14 protein-coding genes are annotated in these 17,023 nt (G+C 67.9%); 4 read left to right on the top strand and 10 right to left on the bottom strand.

Annotated elements, in window-relative coordinates; all coding sequences use genetic code 11:
- Nucleotides 1-71 precede the first annotated feature (71 nt).
- The 9 genes from C2U58_RS18885 to C2U58_RS18925 all read right to left on the bottom strand — a co-directional run bounded on the left by C2U58_RS18885 (nucleotide 72) and on the right by C2U58_RS18925 (nucleotide 8,941).
- On the bottom strand, nucleotides 72-683 hold the full coding sequence (locus C2U58_RS18885; RefSeq protein ID WP_102947220.1) for a YbhB/YbcL family Raf kinase inhibitor-like protein: 612 nt from the start codon (nucleotides 681-683) through the stop codon (nucleotides 72-74).
- Between the two features lie 10 nt (nucleotides 684-693).
- Nucleotides 694-2,763 (bottom strand): tetratricopeptide repeat protein, encoded by a 2,070-nt coding sequence (locus C2U58_RS18890; protein WP_102947221.1) that lies wholly within the window; start codon nucleotides 2,761-2,763, stop codon nucleotides 694-696.
- Between the two features lie 64 nt (nucleotides 2,764-2,827).
- Entirely contained in the window at nucleotides 2,828-3,820 is a 993-nt protein-coding gene (locus C2U58_RS18895; protein ID WP_102947222.1) for an alpha/beta fold hydrolase, read from the bottom strand.
- A gap of 4 nt (nucleotides 3,821-3,824) precedes the next feature.
- Entirely contained in the window at nucleotides 3,825-4,616 is a 792-nt protein-coding gene (locus tag C2U58_RS18900; protein WP_102947223.1) for a lysophospholipid acyltransferase family protein, read from the bottom strand.
- Nucleotides 4,617-4,680: 64 nt separating this feature from the next.
- Nucleotides 4,681-5,115, bottom strand: a complete 435-nt coding sequence (locus tag C2U58_RS18905; protein WP_102947224.1) for a hotdog fold thioesterase — start codon at nucleotides 5,113-5,115, stop codon at nucleotides 4,681-4,683.
- Nucleotides 5,116-5,142: 27 nt separating this feature from the next.
- On the bottom strand, nucleotides 5,143-7,185 hold the full coding sequence (locus C2U58_RS18910) for a phospholipase D family protein (protein ID WP_102947225.1): 2,043 nt from the start codon (nucleotides 7,183-7,185) through the stop codon (nucleotides 5,143-5,145).
- On the bottom strand, nucleotides 7,182-7,712 hold the full coding sequence (locus tag C2U58_RS18915) for a YceI family protein (RefSeq protein ID WP_253256789.1): 531 nt from the start codon (nucleotides 7,710-7,712) through the stop codon (nucleotides 7,182-7,184). Before C2U58_RS18915 ends, C2U58_RS18910 begins: the two co-directional genes overlap by 4 nt.
- A gap of 105 nt (nucleotides 7,713-7,817) precedes the next feature.
- Nucleotides 7,818-8,294 (bottom strand): histidine phosphatase family protein, encoded by a 477-nt coding sequence (locus C2U58_RS18920; RefSeq protein ID WP_070207920.1) that lies wholly within the window; start codon nucleotides 8,292-8,294, stop codon nucleotides 7,818-7,820.
- A gap of 17 nt (nucleotides 8,295-8,311) precedes the next feature.
- On the bottom strand, nucleotides 8,312-8,941 hold the full coding sequence (locus tag C2U58_RS18925) for a ParA family protein (RefSeq protein ID WP_070207919.1): 630 nt from the start codon (nucleotides 8,939-8,941) through the stop codon (nucleotides 8,312-8,314).
- A gap of 131 nt (nucleotides 8,942-9,072) precedes the next feature.
- Between C2U58_RS18925 and C2U58_RS18930 the strand changes: the two genes are divergently transcribed.
- Nucleotides 9,073-10,557, top strand: coding sequence for an AAA family ATPase (locus tag C2U58_RS18930; RefSeq protein WP_102947244.1), 1,485 nt, complete (start codon nucleotides 9,073-9,075; stop codon nucleotides 10,555-10,557).
- A 54-nt stretch (nucleotides 10,558-10,611) separates the two neighbouring features.
- Here C2U58_RS18930 and C2U58_RS18935 read toward each other — a convergent pair whose 3' ends face one another.
- Complete coding sequence (locus C2U58_RS18935; RefSeq protein WP_102947226.1) at nucleotides 10,612-11,250, bottom strand: hypothetical protein; 639 nt, start codon at nucleotides 11,248-11,250, stop codon at nucleotides 10,612-10,614.
- A 160-nt stretch (nucleotides 11,251-11,410) separates the two neighbouring features.
- Here C2U58_RS18935 and C2U58_RS18940 point away from each other — a divergent pair, with 160 nt between their 5' ends.
- The 3 genes from C2U58_RS18940 to C2U58_RS18950 all read left to right on the top strand — a co-directional run bounded on the left by C2U58_RS18940 (nucleotide 11,411) and on the right by C2U58_RS18950 (nucleotide 16,998).
- Nucleotides 11,411-15,106 (top strand): indolepyruvate ferredoxin oxidoreductase family protein, encoded by a 3,696-nt coding sequence (locus C2U58_RS18940; protein ID WP_102947227.1) that lies wholly within the window; start codon nucleotides 11,411-11,413, stop codon nucleotides 15,104-15,106.
- A 177-nt stretch (nucleotides 15,107-15,283) separates the two neighbouring features.
- A complete protein-coding gene (locus tag C2U58_RS18945; RefSeq protein WP_102947228.1) occupies nucleotides 15,284-15,721 on the top strand; it encodes a type II toxin-antitoxin system Y4mF family antitoxin in 438 nt (145 codons plus the stop codon).
- Complete coding sequence (locus C2U58_RS18950) at nucleotides 15,718-16,998, top strand: type II toxin-antitoxin system HipA family toxin (RefSeq protein ID WP_102947229.1); 1,281 nt, start codon at nucleotides 15,718-15,720, stop codon at nucleotides 16,996-16,998. Before C2U58_RS18945 ends, C2U58_RS18950 begins: the two co-directional genes overlap by 4 nt.
- Nucleotides 16,999-17,023 lie beyond the last annotated feature (25 nt).

A 17,023-nucleotide genomic window follows, 5' to 3' on the forward strand; every position in this document is an offset into this window, starting at 1 on the left:
CGTGGAGCCGGCCAGCGGCCGGCACTACCGGTGAACTGCGCCGCCCGATCATTCGTCGGGCGGCGTTTTTATTACGCCAGCGCCGGATTCAACGTGTACGTGCCATGCAGCGCAGCTTCGGCGAGCACGTGGCCGTGCATCGCCTTGTGCACGTCGGCGGCGGTGAACGGCGTGGGCAGGTCCAGCGTGGCCACGTCCAGCGCGAACAGCCGGAAGAAATAGCGGTGCACGCGTTCGTCGTTGAACGGCGGGTACGGGCCGTCATAGCCCAGGTACTGTCCGGCCATGTCCGGGTTGCCGGCGAACCAGCCGGTGAAGTCGTTCAGGCCCTGGCGCGCGCCAGCCGGGCCGGCCGGCTGCGGCTTGCCTTTGGCAACGAAACCGTCGCTGCAGCTGCCTTCGGCGATGTCCCGCAGGTCGGCCGGAATGTCGGCCATCGCCCAATGCGTGAAGTCGGCGCGCGGCTGGTCGGCCGGCACGCTGCAGTCGGCGCGGCCGACCGTTTCCGGCACGGTGGGCACGTCCGGGTCGATGCACAGCAGCGCGAACGAGCGGGTGCCCTCGGGCACCTCGCTCCACGCCAGCGGCGGGTTGCGGTTGGCGGCGAAGCCGTTCGCATCGCCCGCAGCGAAGCGGCTGTCGATCGGCTCGCCATTGCGCAGGTGGGTACTGGTGAGTTTCATCAAGGTCTCCTTACGCTTCGGTGTAGCCAAGCCGCACCGCTACCGGGGTGAGCTGGGCAAACGCGGCCGACAGCACGTCGCTGTACTGACGCCAGTGGCCGGCGGGGAACCGCGCCGGGCCCAGCGTCTGTGCGGGCGGGAACTGCACGCCGAACAGGCGGCCCAGGTGCTCGGCCATCGCCGCCGGGTCGTTGCCGATCTCGTCGATGCGCACCAGCGCGTGCGGGTACAGGTCCTGTTCGTGCAGGGTGGCGACCTGGGCCAGCGCGCGCGCCAGCCACTCGGCCGCTTCATTGACCGAGGTCACCGCGAACGGCGCCGGCGCACCGTGCGCCAGCCACTCCAGCAGCATGTCGCGCGGGTCGCGCAGCACCAGCAGCAGGCGGCCTTCCGGCAGCTGCGGGCGCAGCGCCCAGAGCAGCGCGTTGTCCCACCAGAGCAGCCAGTCGATCACGTTGGCGTCGGCCAGGCCGCGCGCCGGCAGCTGTGCGCGCCACTGCGCGACCAGGCCTTCGGGCGTGAGCTTGCCGGTGGAGAGGTCCTGCAGCGCGTGGTAACTCTGGAAGGCGTCATCCGGCGGGTTGGCACCGAAGCGGTCGCCGCGCAGCACCGGGCTGGCGGCGGCGATGGCGGCAATCACGCGCTCCACGTTCGAGCCGGGCGCGCCCCACACGAACATGGGACGGGCGGCGCTGCCGGCGTCGACCTGGCCCAGGTCCGGCCAGCTCAGCGGCGCCTTGGCCTGCGGGGGCAGCGGCAGGCGCTGCGGCGCTTCACTGACGTGCAGGTTGGTCCAGGTGGCCAGGGCGTCGGCGTGCTGGCCGGCGCGGTCCTGCACCGACCCCAGCCAGGCGCGCAGGCTCGGCTTGGCTTCGGCCGGGGCCTGCTCGACCATCTGCTGTACATGCGCCACGGCGGCAGCCGGGTCGCGTGCGAGCAGCGCGTCGACCACGCGCGATTCGCCGCTGCTGCGGCCCGGCTCGAGCGCGGTGATGCGGCGCGCGACGGCTTCGGCGGCCTCGGCTTCACCGGCCATGTCATGCAGGCGCATGCGCGTTTCCAGCGCCGGCATGTGCTCGGGCATGGCCTCCACCCAGCGCGCGCCGACGGCGGCTGCTTCGCTGCTGCCTACTGGGTCGATCGACAGCCGCGCCAGCCACAGGTTGTGTTCGGTCGGGTGCGCTGCGAGCTTGGCGTCGAGCGTTTCGCGCGCCTGCGCTTCGCGGCCCAGGCGCTGCCAGGCCATCAGCAGCAGCTGCAGGGTGTGGCGGTCGGCCGGCCACTGTTCCAGCACCGGCAGCAGGTGCTCCAGCGCCTGCAGCGGCTGCCCGGACTGCAGTTCCAGTTCGCCGGCCAGGCGGCGCATGGCCGGGGTGTCGGTCTGCGGGTTCGCGAGCAGCTGGCGCATCGCGGCGGCGGCGCCCTCGGTGTTGCCCTGGCGCAGCGCCAACTGCACCAGCAGGCCCTGCAGCGAGGTCATGCCCGGGTTGAGTTCCAGCGCGCGGCGGAACGCCTGTTCGGCGAAGGCCAGCATGTCCTTGCCCAGGTAGGCCATGCCCAGCGCGTAGATGATGCGCGCGTCGTTGGGCAACGCGCGGCTGGCCGCGGAAAGCAGCGACAGTGCGCGGTCGCCGTCGTTGCGGCGCAGGGCGACCAGGCCCAGCAGCGCCACCACTTCCGGGTGCTCTTCATCCACGCGGGCCGCCGTGCGGGTGATGCGCTCGGCTTCGTCCACGTCGTTGCGCATGAGCGCACGGTGGGCCTGCATCAGGTAGGCGGACAGTTCGTTGGGGTTGAGCTCGGCGGTACGGTCCAGCGACGCGTCGGCCGCCTCGAACTGGCGCAGCGCCATCATCAGGCCGGCGTGCTGCAGGTGCAGGTCGGCATTGTCCGGCGCCAGTTCAAGCGCGCGCTGCAGGCTTTCCAGCGCCTGCTCGTGCTGGCCCTGCTGCTGCAGGGCCAGGGCCAGCCAGCGGTGCGCCTGCGGCTGCTCCGGCTCGGCCTGGCTCCATTCGCGCGCGAGCTGCGCGGCTTCATCCGCTGCGCCACGACGCAGGGCTTGGATGATGTTGTCTTGCATGACGGTCCAGCTTGGGGTCAAACCCCGATTGTAGAACACCGGCGGCGGCGCGCCGGGGCGGCCCTCAGGGCAGCGCTTCCAGGCCCAGGCGCTGGGCCACCCAGCGTTCGGAGAAGCCGTCGCCGCGCCAGTTTTCGAGGAAGCCGCAGTGCCCGCCCCAGGGGGCGATCTCGAGCCGGGCATGGGCCGGCAGGCGCCAGCCATCGAAGGTGGCATAGGGAATGACCGGGTCGTCCTGGGCCATCAGGATGTCGGCCGGCACTTCCAGCCCGGCCAGGCGGTCGCCGGCGATCGAATAACCGTCGAAGTAGGCCTGCAGGGTGCCGAATTCGGTGTGGTGTTCGACCAGCCACGCGGTCAGCGCGCGGATGTCGAGCTTGAGCACGCGGTCGTCCCAGTCGCTCAGCTCGGGGAACAGGTCGCGCTTGCGGCGCAGCGACCCGGCCCACTTGCGGCGGAAGTACCAGTCGTACATCGCCGGGCCGTTCTCGATGCTTTCCATGGTGATGGCCGGGTCCAGCACCGGGCACACCGAGGCCACCCGGCGCAGCGGCACGCCGGCCGCCGGTGCGCGCAGCGCCAGCCGCAGCACGAAGTTGCCGCCCAGCGAATAGCCGGCCGCCACCAGCGGCAGCTGCGGCCAACGCCGCGCGATGTCGCCGGCGGCCTGCACCACTTCGTCGATGCGGTTGGAATGGAAGATGCCGGGATTGAGGTGGTGGGTGTTGCCGTGGTCGCGGAAGTTCAGCCGCACCACGTCGTAGCCGGCCTCCAGCATGCGCGCGGCGGTCATGCGCATGTAGCTGGATTCGGCGCTGCCCTCCCAGCCATGCAGCAGCAGCGCCATGCCGACCGGTTCGCGGCCTTCGATGCGGCTGTGCCAGCCCTGCAGGCGCACGCCTTCGCCACCGTCCAGGATCAGTTCTTCGGTCACCGCGCCGGTCGCCGCCAGCAGCACCAGGCCGCGCTGCATGCGCATGCGGCTGGAACTGAGCATCGACTGCAGGTGCGGGTTGCGCAGCCAACGCGGCGGACAGTAGTCGGCAGCGGTCAGCATCGCGCTAGGGGGCAGTCATGGCCGCCACGATGCGCGCACGCGAGGTTTCCGCGATGCGGCGACGGCCTTCCAGGTCGTGGGTGCCAATGGGCGCGAGGAAATGCACCTCGGCCCGACGTGCCGGTTCGCCCAGCAGGCGCAGGAAATTGGCGAAGAAGCTTTCGCGCTCGCCGAAGGCGACCACGGTCTGCGCGTTGCCGTGCGCGCCGTAGCGCAGCGCTACCGGCTGCACCGGCACCTGGGTTTCCACCGCAGCCTGGAAGATGCGCGCGTGGAACGGGCCCACTTCGTGCCCGCCACGGGTGCGTCCTTCCGGGAACACGCCCACGGCCTTGCCTTCCTGCAGGCGTTCGACCATGACCTGCATGACCCCACCCAGCGATTCGGTGCTGCCACGCTGGTGGAAGATGGTCTGGCCGCGTGCGGCCAGCCAGCCGACCACCGGCCAGCCGGCGATCTCACGCTTGGCCACGAAACCCATCATGCGCTGGCTGTGCAGCATGCAGATGTCGACCCAGCTGACATGGTTGGCCACGAACAGCACCGCGCCCGGCAGCGGCGTACCGATGCGGTGCAGGCGGAAGCCGAAGATCCACATCAGGCCGGCCGACCAGGCGCTGACCACGCGGTGTTCCAGCGGCCAGCCGCCCACGCGCACGCGGCCCCACGGCGGCAGCATGCCGATCAGGGTCAGCGGCAGGAACAGCAGGAGGTGCACCAGCAGGAGGGGAACGCGATACAGGTAACGGCATACGCGCGCCACGCCGCCACGCGAGGCCGAAGGGCGGGAAGTCATCCGCGCACGATACTCCAGCGCTGCGGGGTCTGCCAGCAGATCGCGGGCAAACCGCCAGCGGCGGTCAAGGGCGTACGGCCGGAACCACGGCCAGGGTCAGCCGCGAGGTGCACACCAGCATGCCGGCCTCGTCTTCGATCCGGATGTCCCACACATGGGTGCTGCGGCCCACGTGCACCGCCCGTGCGGTGCCGGTGACGGTGCCACCGCGCTGGGCGCGGATGTGGTTGGCGTTGATTTCCAGGCCGACACAGACCTGCTGGGTGGTGTCCACGCAGAGGTTGCCGGCACTGCTGCCCAGGGTTTCAGCCAGCACCACCGAGGCCCCACCGTGCAGGATGCCGTACGGCTGCCGGGTGCGCGCGTCGACCGGCATGGTAGCGCTCACCCAGTCTTCGCCGGCGGCGGTGAACACGATGCCCAGGTGTTCGATCAGGGTGTTGCGGCTGAGCGCGTTGAGCGCGTCGATCGAAACCGGTTCGCGGAATACCTGGGGCATGCGATGTCTCCGTACGACGATATGTAGTTACAGGATGGGAACCAGGCCGGCGCCGAACGCGGTGAGCATGCGCACCAGCAACCACTTCGGGCCGACGTTGACCTCGGGGAAATCGCCGACGGCAACGTAGCAGGAATGGAACGCAGGGTCCTGCCGGCGCAGCGGCTCCGGGCAGTCAGGGCCGGGTTGGAATTCGTAATCGGTGGCGTAGCGCCACGGCCAGAAGTCGAGCAGCGGCAACGCCTCGGAGGCCTTGCCGACGCTGTAGTTCAGACCGGACAGTACCGGCGGCTTGGTGCGCGGCGCCACCACCCACGAATTCTTCGGGTGGATGTCGCGCAGGATGCTCTGCGCCAGCGCTTCGGCGAAGGCCGGGTCTTCGATGATCACCGCGCCTTCGGTGTTGTAGTTCTCGCTGCGCGGGTCGAAGTTGTGGGTACCGATCACGCCGATGCGACGGTCCACCACCAGCGATTTGGCATGCAGGCCCATGCGCGCGCCGCTGCGGGTCACCGGCAACGGTTTGTTGACCGCCTTGGTGCCCAGGAACGAGGGCCGGGTTTCGGCACGCAGCACGCGGCGTTCGACCACGCTGCCGTCGGTCTGCCGTCGCGCGGCCGGGCCGGGAGTGGGCTGGGGCCGCTGCGCTTCCGGTTCGGAGGTGCTGCGCCGGTTGTTGTTGCCACTGCTGCCGCCGCGACGCGCGTTGCTGCCTGCCGCGCTGCCGCCCAGCAGGCTGCTGTTGCGCTCGCTGCTGGGCGCGGTTCCCAGTGGTGCCGGCACCAGGTTGCGGTAGTCGACCGGGGCATCCAGCGGGAACGGCTTGTATTCGTAGATGTTGAAGCCCAGCTCGCGAAGGTTGCGGCGCTTGTACTTGTAGGACAGCGCGTACACGATCGGGTTGTCGGTGGCGGCCAGGCTGTTGGTGGAGACCACCACGCGCGGCGGCTTTTCGCGTGCCTTGAGCGCCTCGAACAGCTTGCGCGCCGGCTTGGACAGCACCAGGTACGGGGTCTGCAGCAGCACTTCGGTCTGCGCGCCGGCGATCAGCGAATCCAGCTGCGGCTCGGTGACGTGCTGGCCGTTGCCGGGCTGGCTGGCCGATTCATTGCGGTGCTTGCGCGGCAGGTCGGCCACGTATCGGACCGGCCCGACCCGGAACGCGGGGTCGACGAACATGCGCTGGATGTAGGCCGGGTCCTGGGCTTCTTCCAATACCTGCTCGACCCGGTCGGGGCGGCGGTAGTCGGCCGGCGGCATGGGCGGTGCGCCCTGCCGCAGCAGGGTGGCGCCCACGTCGTTCAGGCGCTCGGCCGGCACGCTGCGCGGGGCGAGCCAGTAGGCTTCGAAGTTGACCGCCATGCCGCGTGCCACCGGGCCGGCCACCACCACGTCGCGGTCGCGGAAGTTGTATTCGCTGTCCCAGTCGTAATAGTCGTCCTGGTAGTTGCGGCCGCCGACCACGCCGATTGCATCGTCGATCACCAGCAGCTTGTTGTGCATGCGCTGGTTGAAGCGGCGGAAGCAGCACAGCACGCTGCCGGCGTAGTCGGCGTAGTTGAGCTTGGCCTTGCCGAAGGTCGGGTTGTACACCCGCAGCTCGAAGTTCTGGTGACTGCTGGCCAACGCGGCCAGGATCTCCAGGTCGGAGATCGCCGACAGCTGGTCGATCAACACCCGCACCTTGACCCCGCGCCGGGCCGCGGCCAGCAGTTCGTCCAGCACCAGCCGGGCGCTGTCGTCCTTGTCGAAGATGTAGGTCTGCAGGTCGATGCTGCGGGTGGCGCTGCGGATCAGGTTCAGGCGCGCCACCAGGGTGGTCTCGCCCTCGTCCAGGATGGTGGCGTAATGGCGCGGTGCGGCCTGGGTGGACTGGCTGAAGGCGTCTCCGGCCAGCGCGCGCAGCGGAGAATCCAGCGCGCAGCGGTCCGGCTTGTCGCAATCGACCAGCTGGGAGCGTGCCTGGCTGGCGATGCCGGCGGCGCGGTCACGCTCGGCATGGGACAGCGACGCACAGCCGCTGCCCAGCAACAGCGTTGCCAGCAGCAACACCCGCAGCAGTGGATTCACGGTTTCGGCGCCTCGTGGAGGCGTGCACGCAATACGAAAGTCACTCGATCACTCAGGGCTAGCTGCCAGCTGTCCATTCCATACCGGCCCCGCTGCACGGTACCGCGGCTGACCACGTCGCAATCATACCCGGCCCGGGGGCAGGCCGCCGGCTCGACCTTCAGGACCTCCGGGTGGGACACGCCGCGCAGGATCAGCTGGCCCTCGATCACCCCGCCCTGGTGGACCGGGTCGGGCCAGTAGGGTCTGGAGTCGAACTCCACCACCGGGTAGCGGGCCGAATCGAAGAACTCCTCGCCGCGCATCCAGGCGGTGTAGCGCTCCTTGCCGGGAATTTCCACGTAGCGGCTGAACATGCGCAGGTGGACCTGGTGGCGGCCGTCGGGCAGCACGTCCACCCGGCCTTCAAAGCGCGGGAACACTCCCTCGATGCGCTGGCCCAGGCGGGTGCGGATCTCGAACCCGAAGTGGGAGCGGGCCGCGTCGACCTGCAGGACCTGCGACGGCAGCTGGGCCGGCGCAGCCAGGGGATTGGCGGGCGTGGCGGGGAACGGTACCGGGGGTTCGGCCAAGGCCGAACCCGCCGCCAGCCCGAGCAGACAGCCCAGCAGGGTGTGTACTGCTTTCACCGGTTACGGCCACCAGAAGGCGTTCAGCGTCGCAACGCCCGGCTCAATGGGCGCGTCCTGTGGGAAGTGAAGGACAGCGATGCCACCCGGCGGCATGCCGCGATAGTCGCTGGTGCTGCCTTCGGTCAGCTGGGCCACCAGTTGCTCCAGTCCGGGGTTGTGCCCCACCACCAGCAGCCGTTCCACGTCGCTGCGCTCGGTTACCAGACCGATGAGCGTTCCAGGAGTGGCCTCGTAGACAGCATCTTCAAGCTTTTGTTCTGCATAACCGGTGATCCGCAGCACCGCTTCGAGCGTCTCGCGGGTACGTCGCGACGGAGAACACAGTACGCAGTCGGGGAGCAGGTTGTGTTCCTTCAGCCACTTCCCGGCAGCCTCGGCTTCGGCCAGGCCAACCGTGGAAAGCGGCCGGTCCAGGTCGGCCTGGCCGGGACTGGCAGTTTCGGCATGGGCGTGACGCAGCAGTATCAGTTCTCGCATGGGGTTCCCTTTCAAAATCAGTCTTGTTTCAACCACTGCAGGAGTGGCTCCCAGTCACTCTGATGCTCGCGCACCTGCGCGGAGCGGTAATCGAACAGGCTGCGGCCCAGGCCGGTCATGACCACGTAGCTCTGGCTGTCACGCAGCTGCGCGACCACCGGGTAGGGCCACTCGCCCAGCATCTGCAGCGCCTGCTGCGAGGTCTGGGTCCACGACTTGGTGCGGTTGAGCACCAGCCCCACCGGCAGCTTGCGCTTGTGGATGCGCGACACCTTGGAGAGGCTGTTGAGGAAGCCGACGATGGCTTCGATGTCCAGCGCCGATGGCAGCACCGGCACCACCACCGCATCGGCCACGTCGAGGAAGGCGTCGAGCTCACCGGCGCGCGCACCGGCCGGGGCGTCGATGATCAGCACCTCAGTGTCGTCGGGCACTTTCTTGAGCGGGTTCTTGCCGGTGGCGTCGATGGGCAGCACCGCGCTTTCCAGCCCGGCACGGCGTTCGGCCCAGCGGGTGCTGGAGCCTTGGGGGTCGGCGTCGGCCAGTACGGTCCGTTTGCCGGCCAGGGCGGCCTGCGCCGCCAAGTGGGTGGCGACGGTGGTTTTACCCACCCCACCCTTGGAACCGGCTACCAGGATCGTCTTCATGCCAGCCTCGCTTCCGGGGAACGAGCCCCGAGCGTACACCGCCCGTTGTGATGGAGATAGTCGCGCGGCTGAACCCACTGCATGCCCCGGCGCTTTGCTATCGTGCGCGATCCAAAGGAATGCAGGCCGGCATGAGCGAGTTACAGGACCTGAGCGCGTTGATCCGCGCCAACACCCCGCTGATCGTGATCGAGACCCAGGACGAGGGTCGCATCGTGGAGCTGTTCCGGCAGACCCTGATGCATGTGTGGCGGGCCCTGCACCGCTGGTCGATCACCGAAGGCCTGCGCCGGATCGACATGGACCGCGAAGACGACGCGGTCGGCCCGCCCGACGCCAGCTCGGCGCTGCAGATGATCCGCCAGGCCGACCAGCGCGGCATCTACCTGCTGCTCGATTTCCACCCCTACCTGGGCTACGCCAGCCACCAGCGCGCGCTGCGCGACCTGATCCAGCGCCGCCATTGCGAGGCCCACGTGCTGGTGCTGGTGGGCGCCAAGGTGGAGCTGCCGGCCGAGCTGGAAGCCCTGGCCACCCGCTTCAACCCGCGCCTGCCCGACCCCAACGCGCTGCTCAAGATGCTGCGCGAGGAAGTGGCCGCCTATGCGCGGGAGAACGGCGGTCGCCGCGTGGAGGTGGACAACGACGCGGTCAAGAAGATCCTGCACAACCTGCGTGGGCTGAGCCTGGTCGATGCGCGCCGGATCGCCCGCCAGTTGATCTTCGCCGACGGCGCGATCAGCCAGGACGACCTGCCGCAGCTGGCCAGGCTCAAGTTCGAGCTGCTCAACCGTGCCGGTCACCTGCACTACGAATATGACACCACCCGGTTTTCCGACGTGGCCGGGGCCAACCGGCTCAAGCGCTGGGTCAACCAGCGCCGGTCGGTGTTCCTCGGCGGCCAGGGCCCGGCCGGGCTGGATCCGCCCAAGGGCATGCTGCTGCTGGGCGTGCAGGGCTGCGGCAAGTCGATGCTGGCCAAGGCCACCGCCGCCGGTTTCGGAGTGCCGCTGCTGCGCCTGGACTTCGGCAGCCTGTACGACAAGTTCCACGGCGAAACCGAAAAGAACCTGCGCGAGGCGCTGGCCTCGGCCGAACAGCTGGCGCCGTGCGTGCTGTGGATCGACGAGATCGAGAAGGGCCTGGCCAGCGGCGGCGAAGACGGCGGCGTGTCGCGCCGCGTACTCGGCCACCTGCTGACCTGGTTGGCCGAGCGCAAGAGCACGGTGTTCATCGTGGCCACCGCCAACCAGGTGCACGAACTGCCGGCCGAGCTGCTGCGCAAGGGCCGCTTCGACGAGATCTTCTTCGTCGACCTGCCCGATCCCAACACCCGGGTCGAACTGCTGCGCCTGCACCTGGGCCGGCGCCAGCTCAATGCCGACGACTTCGCGTTGCCGGCGTTGGCGGCGGCCAGCGACGGCTTCTCCGGTGCGGAGATCGAACAGGCAGTGGTGGCAGGGTTGTACGCAGCGCACGCCGAACAGCGCACGCTGGACACCGAGCTGCTGATGACCGAAATCCGCAGCAGCCGTCCGTTGTCGGTGCTGATGGCCGAGCAGGTGAACGGACTGCGCGAGTGGGCCAAGGGCCGAACGGTCAGCGCGGACGAATAGAGCCGGGCGCTGCCCGGCTGTACCACTGCGTGCCGGGCAGAGCCCGGCGCTACATCACGGCCAGGCCGGCGGCTGCGCGGCCCAGGCCTGCTGCACTTCGGCCAGGCTGGCACGCTCGCTGTCGCGCCAGCTGGGCAGCAGCTGCGCGTAGGCGGTGCTGGTACTCCAGCGCTGCGGTTCGGTGCGCACGGCGGCGGCATACCACTTCACGGCTTCGTCCTTGCGACCGAGCGTCCACAACGCCAGCGCATAGGTCGGCGGCACCCACGATGCATTGCCACGCAGGCCCTGCTGTGCGGTGTGCCACTGCGCCAGGGCCGCTTCGGCATCGCCCTGACGGAACAGGTCCCAGCCATGGTTCCAGCGCACCATGCGTCCCGGCGCGGAGGTGCTGGCTGCGCTCTTCTCCGCATCGGCATACAGCTCGCGACCCAGCTCCGGACGCCCCTGCGCATAGGCCACGCTGGCCAGCTGCACGGTGGCTTCCAGCGCCTTGCGGCCGCGTTCGCGCTGCTTCATCAATTGATCGACGACATCGGCGCTGTCGGCAGGCACGACCACGGGCGCGACCGCCGCCACGTCGTCATCGAAGTAGAACTCCTGCAATGCCGGCAACGATTGCGCCGACACCCCGAACACCGCCATCCCCGCCGCCAGCACCACGCTGGACAGCATGTTTCTTCCCACTGACATACAAACTCCCCCAGGTTGTCACAACAACCTCCCTCCCCGATCCTAACCGCAGCGTGCCGCCGGTGCGAGTCCCCCAGGGCAGAAAATGCACGGCTGATACAATTCCGCCCTTCCCGGCCGCCCTCGCGGTGGCCGTGCCAGCCGTCAGCACGGGCCAGCCATGACCAGTACCGCCGAACTTACCTCGCCTTCGTCCGCCAACCTGCCTGCCGGGCCGCTGGACGACAGCTACACGCTGGACCACAAGTACACGCGTACCGACGGCCGCATTTACCTGAGCGGGGTGCAGGCACTGGTGCGCCTGCCGCTGATGCAGCAGCTGCGCGACCAGGCCGCCGGGCTGGACACGGCCGGCTTCGTCAGCGGCTACCGCGGCAGCCCGCTGGGCGGCTTCGACCTGGAACTGTGGCGCGCCCGCCAGCACCTGGAAGCGGCCAGGGTGAAGTTCACCCCCGGCCTCAACGAGGACCTGGGCGCGACCATGGTCTGGGGTACCCAGCAGACCAACCTGTTCCCGGGCGCGAAGGTCCAGGGCGTATATGGCATGTGGTACGGCAAGGGTCCGGGCGTGGACCGCTGCGGCGACGTCTTCAAGCATGCCAACGCCGCCGGCACCTCGGTGCACGGTGGCGTGCTGGCGCTGGCCGCCGACGACCATGCCTGCCGCAGCTCCACCCTGCCCCACGGCAGCGAAGATGAATTCGTCAGCGCGATGATGCCGGTGCTCAACCCGGCCGGCGTGCAGGACATCCTGGACATGGGCCTGCTCGGCTGGGCCATGAGCCGCTATACCGGGCGCTGGATCGGCTTCAAGACCATCGCCGAAACGGTCGAATCGTCCGCCTCGGTGCAGGTGGACCCGTTCGCGCGCCGGATCGTGCTGCCGGAAGACTTCGAGATGCCGGCCGGCGGCCTCAACATCCGCTGGCCGGACCCGCCGCTGGACCAGGAAATGCGCCTGCACCGCTATGCGGTCAAGGCCGCGCAGGCGTTCGCCCGCGCAAACGGCATCGACCGCGTGGTGATGGACTCGCCGCGCGCGCGGCTGGGCATCGTCACCACCGGCAAGAGCTACCTGGACGTGCTGCAGGCGCTGGAGTACCTGGGCCTGGACGAGCGCGCCTGCGCCGAGATCGGCATCCGCGTGTACAAGGTCGGCATGACCTGGCCGCTGGAGCCGGAAGGCATCGCGCGCTTCGCGCAGGGCCTGGAAGACATCGTGGTGGTGGAGGAGAAGCGTGCCTTCATCGAGCGCCAGATGAAGGAGCAGTTCTACAACTGGCCGGCCAGCGCGGGCCCGCGCCCATCCATCGTCGGCAAGTACGACGAAGCCGGCCAGTGGATCCTGCCCTCCACCAATGAGCTGACCCCGGCCACCATCGCCGGCGTCATCGGCCGCCGCATCCAGAAGTTCTTCAGCAACGACTCGATCGAACAGCGCCTGCGCTGGATGGACGAGAAGGAAGCCGAGCTTGCGCTGCCGCGCGCCAGCTTCCCGCGCGTGCCGCATTACTGCTCGGGCTGCCCGCACAACACCTCCACCCGCGTGCCGGAAGGCTCGCGCGCGCTGGGCGGTATCGGCTGCCATTACATGGTCACCTGGATGGACCGCAGCACCGACACCTTCACCCACATGGGCGGCGAAGGCGTGACCTGGGCCGGGCAGGCCGCGTTCACCGACACCGAACACGTGTTCCAGAACCTGGGCGATGGCACCTATTTCCACAGCGGTTCGCTGGCGATCCGCCAGGCGATCGCGGCCGGGGTCAACATCACCTACAAAATCCTCTACAACGACGCGGTGGCGATGACCGGTGGCCAGCCGGTGGACGGCACCTTGACCGTGCCGCAGATCGCCCACCAGATGCGCGCCGAAGGCGTGCAGACGATCATGCTGGTCAGCGACGAGATCGGGAAGTGGAACAAGCGCGAGCTGTTCCCCGACGGCGTGGAATTCTTCGACCGCGCCGAACTGGACGCGGTGCAGAAGCAGCTGCGCGAGGTGAAGGGCACCAGCATCCTGATCTACGAACAGACCTGCGCTACCGAAAAGCGCCGCCGCCGCAAGCGCGGCAAGCTGGTCGACCCGCCGAAGCGGGTAGTGGTCAATTCGCTGGTCTGCGAAGGCTGCGGCGACTGCGGCCAGAAGAGCTTCTGCGTGTCGGTGCTGCCCAAGGAAACCGAGTTCGGGCGCAAGCGCGACATCGACCAGTCCAACTGCAACAAGGACTATTCGTGCACCACCGGGTTCTGCCCCAGCTTCGTCACCGTGCACGGCGGCAAGCTGCGCAAGGGCGCGCGCAGCGATCGCAGCGCGCTGCTCGACAACCTGCCGGCGCCGACCTTCCGCACTGCGCTGGAGCAGCCCTGGAACATCCTGATCACCGGCGTCGGTGGCACCGGCGTGGTCACCATCGGCGCGCTGCTGGGCATGGCCGGCCACCTGGAAGGCAAGGGTGCCAGCGTGCTCGACCAGACCGGGCTGGCCCAGAAGGGCGGCGCGGTAACCACCCACATCCGCATTGCAAAGCGCCCGGAAGACATCCACGCGGTGCGCATCGCCGCCGGCGAAGCCGACCTGGTGGTGGGCTGCGACATGGTGGTGGTGAACGACTACTGGGCGCTGTCCAAGGTGCGTGCCGAACGCTCGCAGGTAGTGCTCAACACCTACGAGGCAATGCCCGGCACCTTCACCACCCGCCCGGACATGCAGTTCCCCGCCGCCGACATCATTGCCGGCATCCGCGTGGCGCTGGGTGGGCGCGACCCGCTGCTGCTCGACGCGACCCAGCTGGCCACCGCGCTGCTGGGCGATGCGATCGCCTCCAATCTGTTCATCCTGGGCTACGCGTGGCAGCAGGGCCTGGTGCCGATCTCGTTCGAGGCGCTGATGCGCGCGATCGAGCTCAACGGCGCGGCGGTGGCGATGAACCAGCAGGCGTTTGCGTGGGGCCGCCTGGCCGTGGTCGACCCGCAGGCGGTGCAGCAGGCCTCCGGCCTGGTCCGCAATGGCCACACCGACGCCGAACGCACCCCGGGCCCGCTGCAGGACCTGCCGCCGGGCGAGTGGGAAGGCAACGAATGGGGCGCTACGGCTGCGCCGCGCGAGACCGGTGACGAGCGCGAGCTGCGCGGGTTGCCCGGGCATGGCGGCGGCGACGTTGCATTCCTGCCGCTGGACGACGAGCGCCTGTCGCGTTCGCTGGATGAGCTGGTGGAACGCCGGGTCAAGTTCCTTACCGATTATCAGGACGCTGCCTACGCCGCGCGTTACCGCGCGCTGGTCGACCGCGTGCGCAGCGTGGAATGGGACAAGGCGGGCAGCACGGCGCTGACCGAAACCGTGGCGCGCTATTACTTCAAGCTGATGGCGTACAAGGACGAGTACGAAGTGGCACGCCTGTACACCAGCGGCGAGTTCCAGCGCCACCTGCAGCAGCAGTTCGAGGGCGACTTCGAAGTGCGCTTCCACCTGGCGCCGCCGCTGTTCGCGAAAAAGGACGAGCAGGGCCGCCTGATCAAGCAGGAATACGGGCCGTGGATGCTGAAGGCATTCGGGCTGCTGGCGAAGTTGAAGTTCCTGCGGGGCGGCACGTTCGACGTGTTCGGGCGTACCGAAGAGCGTCGTGGCGAGCGTCAGCTGATTGCCGATTACGAGCAGACCGTGGCACTGCTGCTGGAAGGCCTGAGCGATGACCGGGTGGCGCTGGCGGTGGAAATTGCCAGCATTCCCGAACACATCCGCGGCTATGGGCACGTCAAGGAAGCGCACCTGCACAAGGCCAAGGCGCGTGAGGCGGTGCTGCTGGCGCAATGGCGCAACCCGAAGGCGCTGCATATCGTGCAGGTGGCGTAAGCCTTTTGTAAGCGCACGCCGACATTTACCGCCATGTCGCCGATCACATACATTTCGACGAATGTATCTGATCGCGTACTTAGTGATAGGCGCTGTCAATGTAATTAGCTGAAATAATTGAAACTATCCTCTGCTAGAGGTCTTGTAGAAATGTAGTCATTCGCTTACATTTACCCCATGGCCATCCTCAAGACCCCCGATGATCTGGGTAGTCTCATCCGGCAGCGGCGCAAAGCGCTCGGGTGGGATCAGGCACGACTGGCTCATGACGCCGGTGTCAGCCGACAATGGGTCATTGAGGTTGAGAAGGGAAAGCCCCGCGCAGAGTTGCAATTGGTGCTTCGGGTGATGAATGTCCTGGGCATTCCGCTGATGGCAGCAACGCCCGTGCCGAACCGGGAAGCGGATGTCCCGCAGGTGGACATCAATGAGATCGTGGATCGGCATCGCTCACCTCGCCGGCAGGGCTCGGCTCAATCACACGCTGGCACGTTGTCCTACGCGGAGATCCTTGAAAGGGCAAGGCAGATGCCGCCACCGGGTGTCGCCGCCCCAGTATTGTCCGTGCACGAAACGCCGGCGACCTATCGCCGCACTTCAAAGAAGAAACCATGATGCTGCACGTGCTGATGCAGGGCAGGCAGATGGGGCGCTTGACCATGGATGGGCATGGCCAACCGCAGTTCGTCTACGAGGCGGATTGGGTGGCACTGCCAGACGCTTTTCCGTTGTCGCTGAGTCTGCCGCTACACCGCGACACCCACGCGTCGGCGACCGTTGCGGCAGTCATCTGGGGCCTGCTGCCCGACAACGACAACACACTGCACGGGTGGGGTGCACGCTTCCACGTTTCGCCGCGTAATCCCGTTGCGCTGCTGGCCCACGTGGGTGAAGACTGCGCCGGTGCGGTCCAGTTCGTCACCGCCGAGCGTCTGCCGGAAGTACTCTCAGGGGACGCCGACGGTATCGAGCCGCTGACCGACGACGACGTCGCAAGCCGACTCGCCCAGGTTCGTCACGATGTCGGTACGGGGCACTGGCTGGGCGATATCGGCCATTTCAGCCTCGCAGGCGCACAGGCAAAGATTGCGCTGCTCCGATTGGACGATGGCTGGGCTGTTCCCAGCGGACGCATTCCCACCACCCATATCCTGAAACCCCCCAGTGCCGACTACAGTGGTTTCGTAGAAAACGAAATGTTCTGCCTGCGGTTGGCACGCGCCATGGGGATGCCAACCGCGCAGTCGGATCGGCTTGCACTGGGTAGCGAGACCGCAATCTCCGTGGAGCGCTATGACAGAGTGCGTACGGATGCAGGTTGGGCGCGTGTGCACCAGGAGGACTTCTGCCAGGCACTGGGAGTGATGCCGCAGATTAAGTACCAGAACCAGGGCGGGCCCGGCGCCGAAGCACTCGCCAGAGTATTGTGGGACAGCGCCAGCCAGCCTCGCCGTGACGTGGAGATGCTTTTCCGGGCACTTGTCTTCAACTATTTGATCGGCGGTACCGACGCCCACGCAAAGAACTACTCACTGTTGTTCGGGGGCTCCGGCGAGGTTCGCCTGGCGCCGCTGTATGACATCTCCAGCGCACTGCCCTACCCCCAACTGCAGAAACGCAAGCTCAAGCTGGCAATGAAGGTGGGAAGCCACTACCGATGGTGGGACATCACGCTCAACGACTGGCGCGCAACGGCAACCGCCATTCGGTTGGATGTGGACGAAGCGCTCACTGTGATCGCCAGCATGTGCCTGCACCTGCCCGGCGTCGCGGAACAGCAGCGCGACCTTATGGTCAGTGAGGGTATTGATCACAGCGTGCTGGATCAGCTTCTGGCGGAAATCAGCAGTAGCTGCCAGCGCTGCCTCCGGCAGTTCGATGCAGGTCGTTAGCGTTACGCAAGCGCGTAGTGACACG

The sequence above is a fragment of the Stenotrophomonas sp. VV52 genome (assembly GCF_002893095.1).
Taxonomy (GTDB): Bacteria; Pseudomonadota; Gammaproteobacteria; order Xanthomonadales; family Xanthomonadaceae; genus Stenotrophomonas; species Stenotrophomonas aracearum.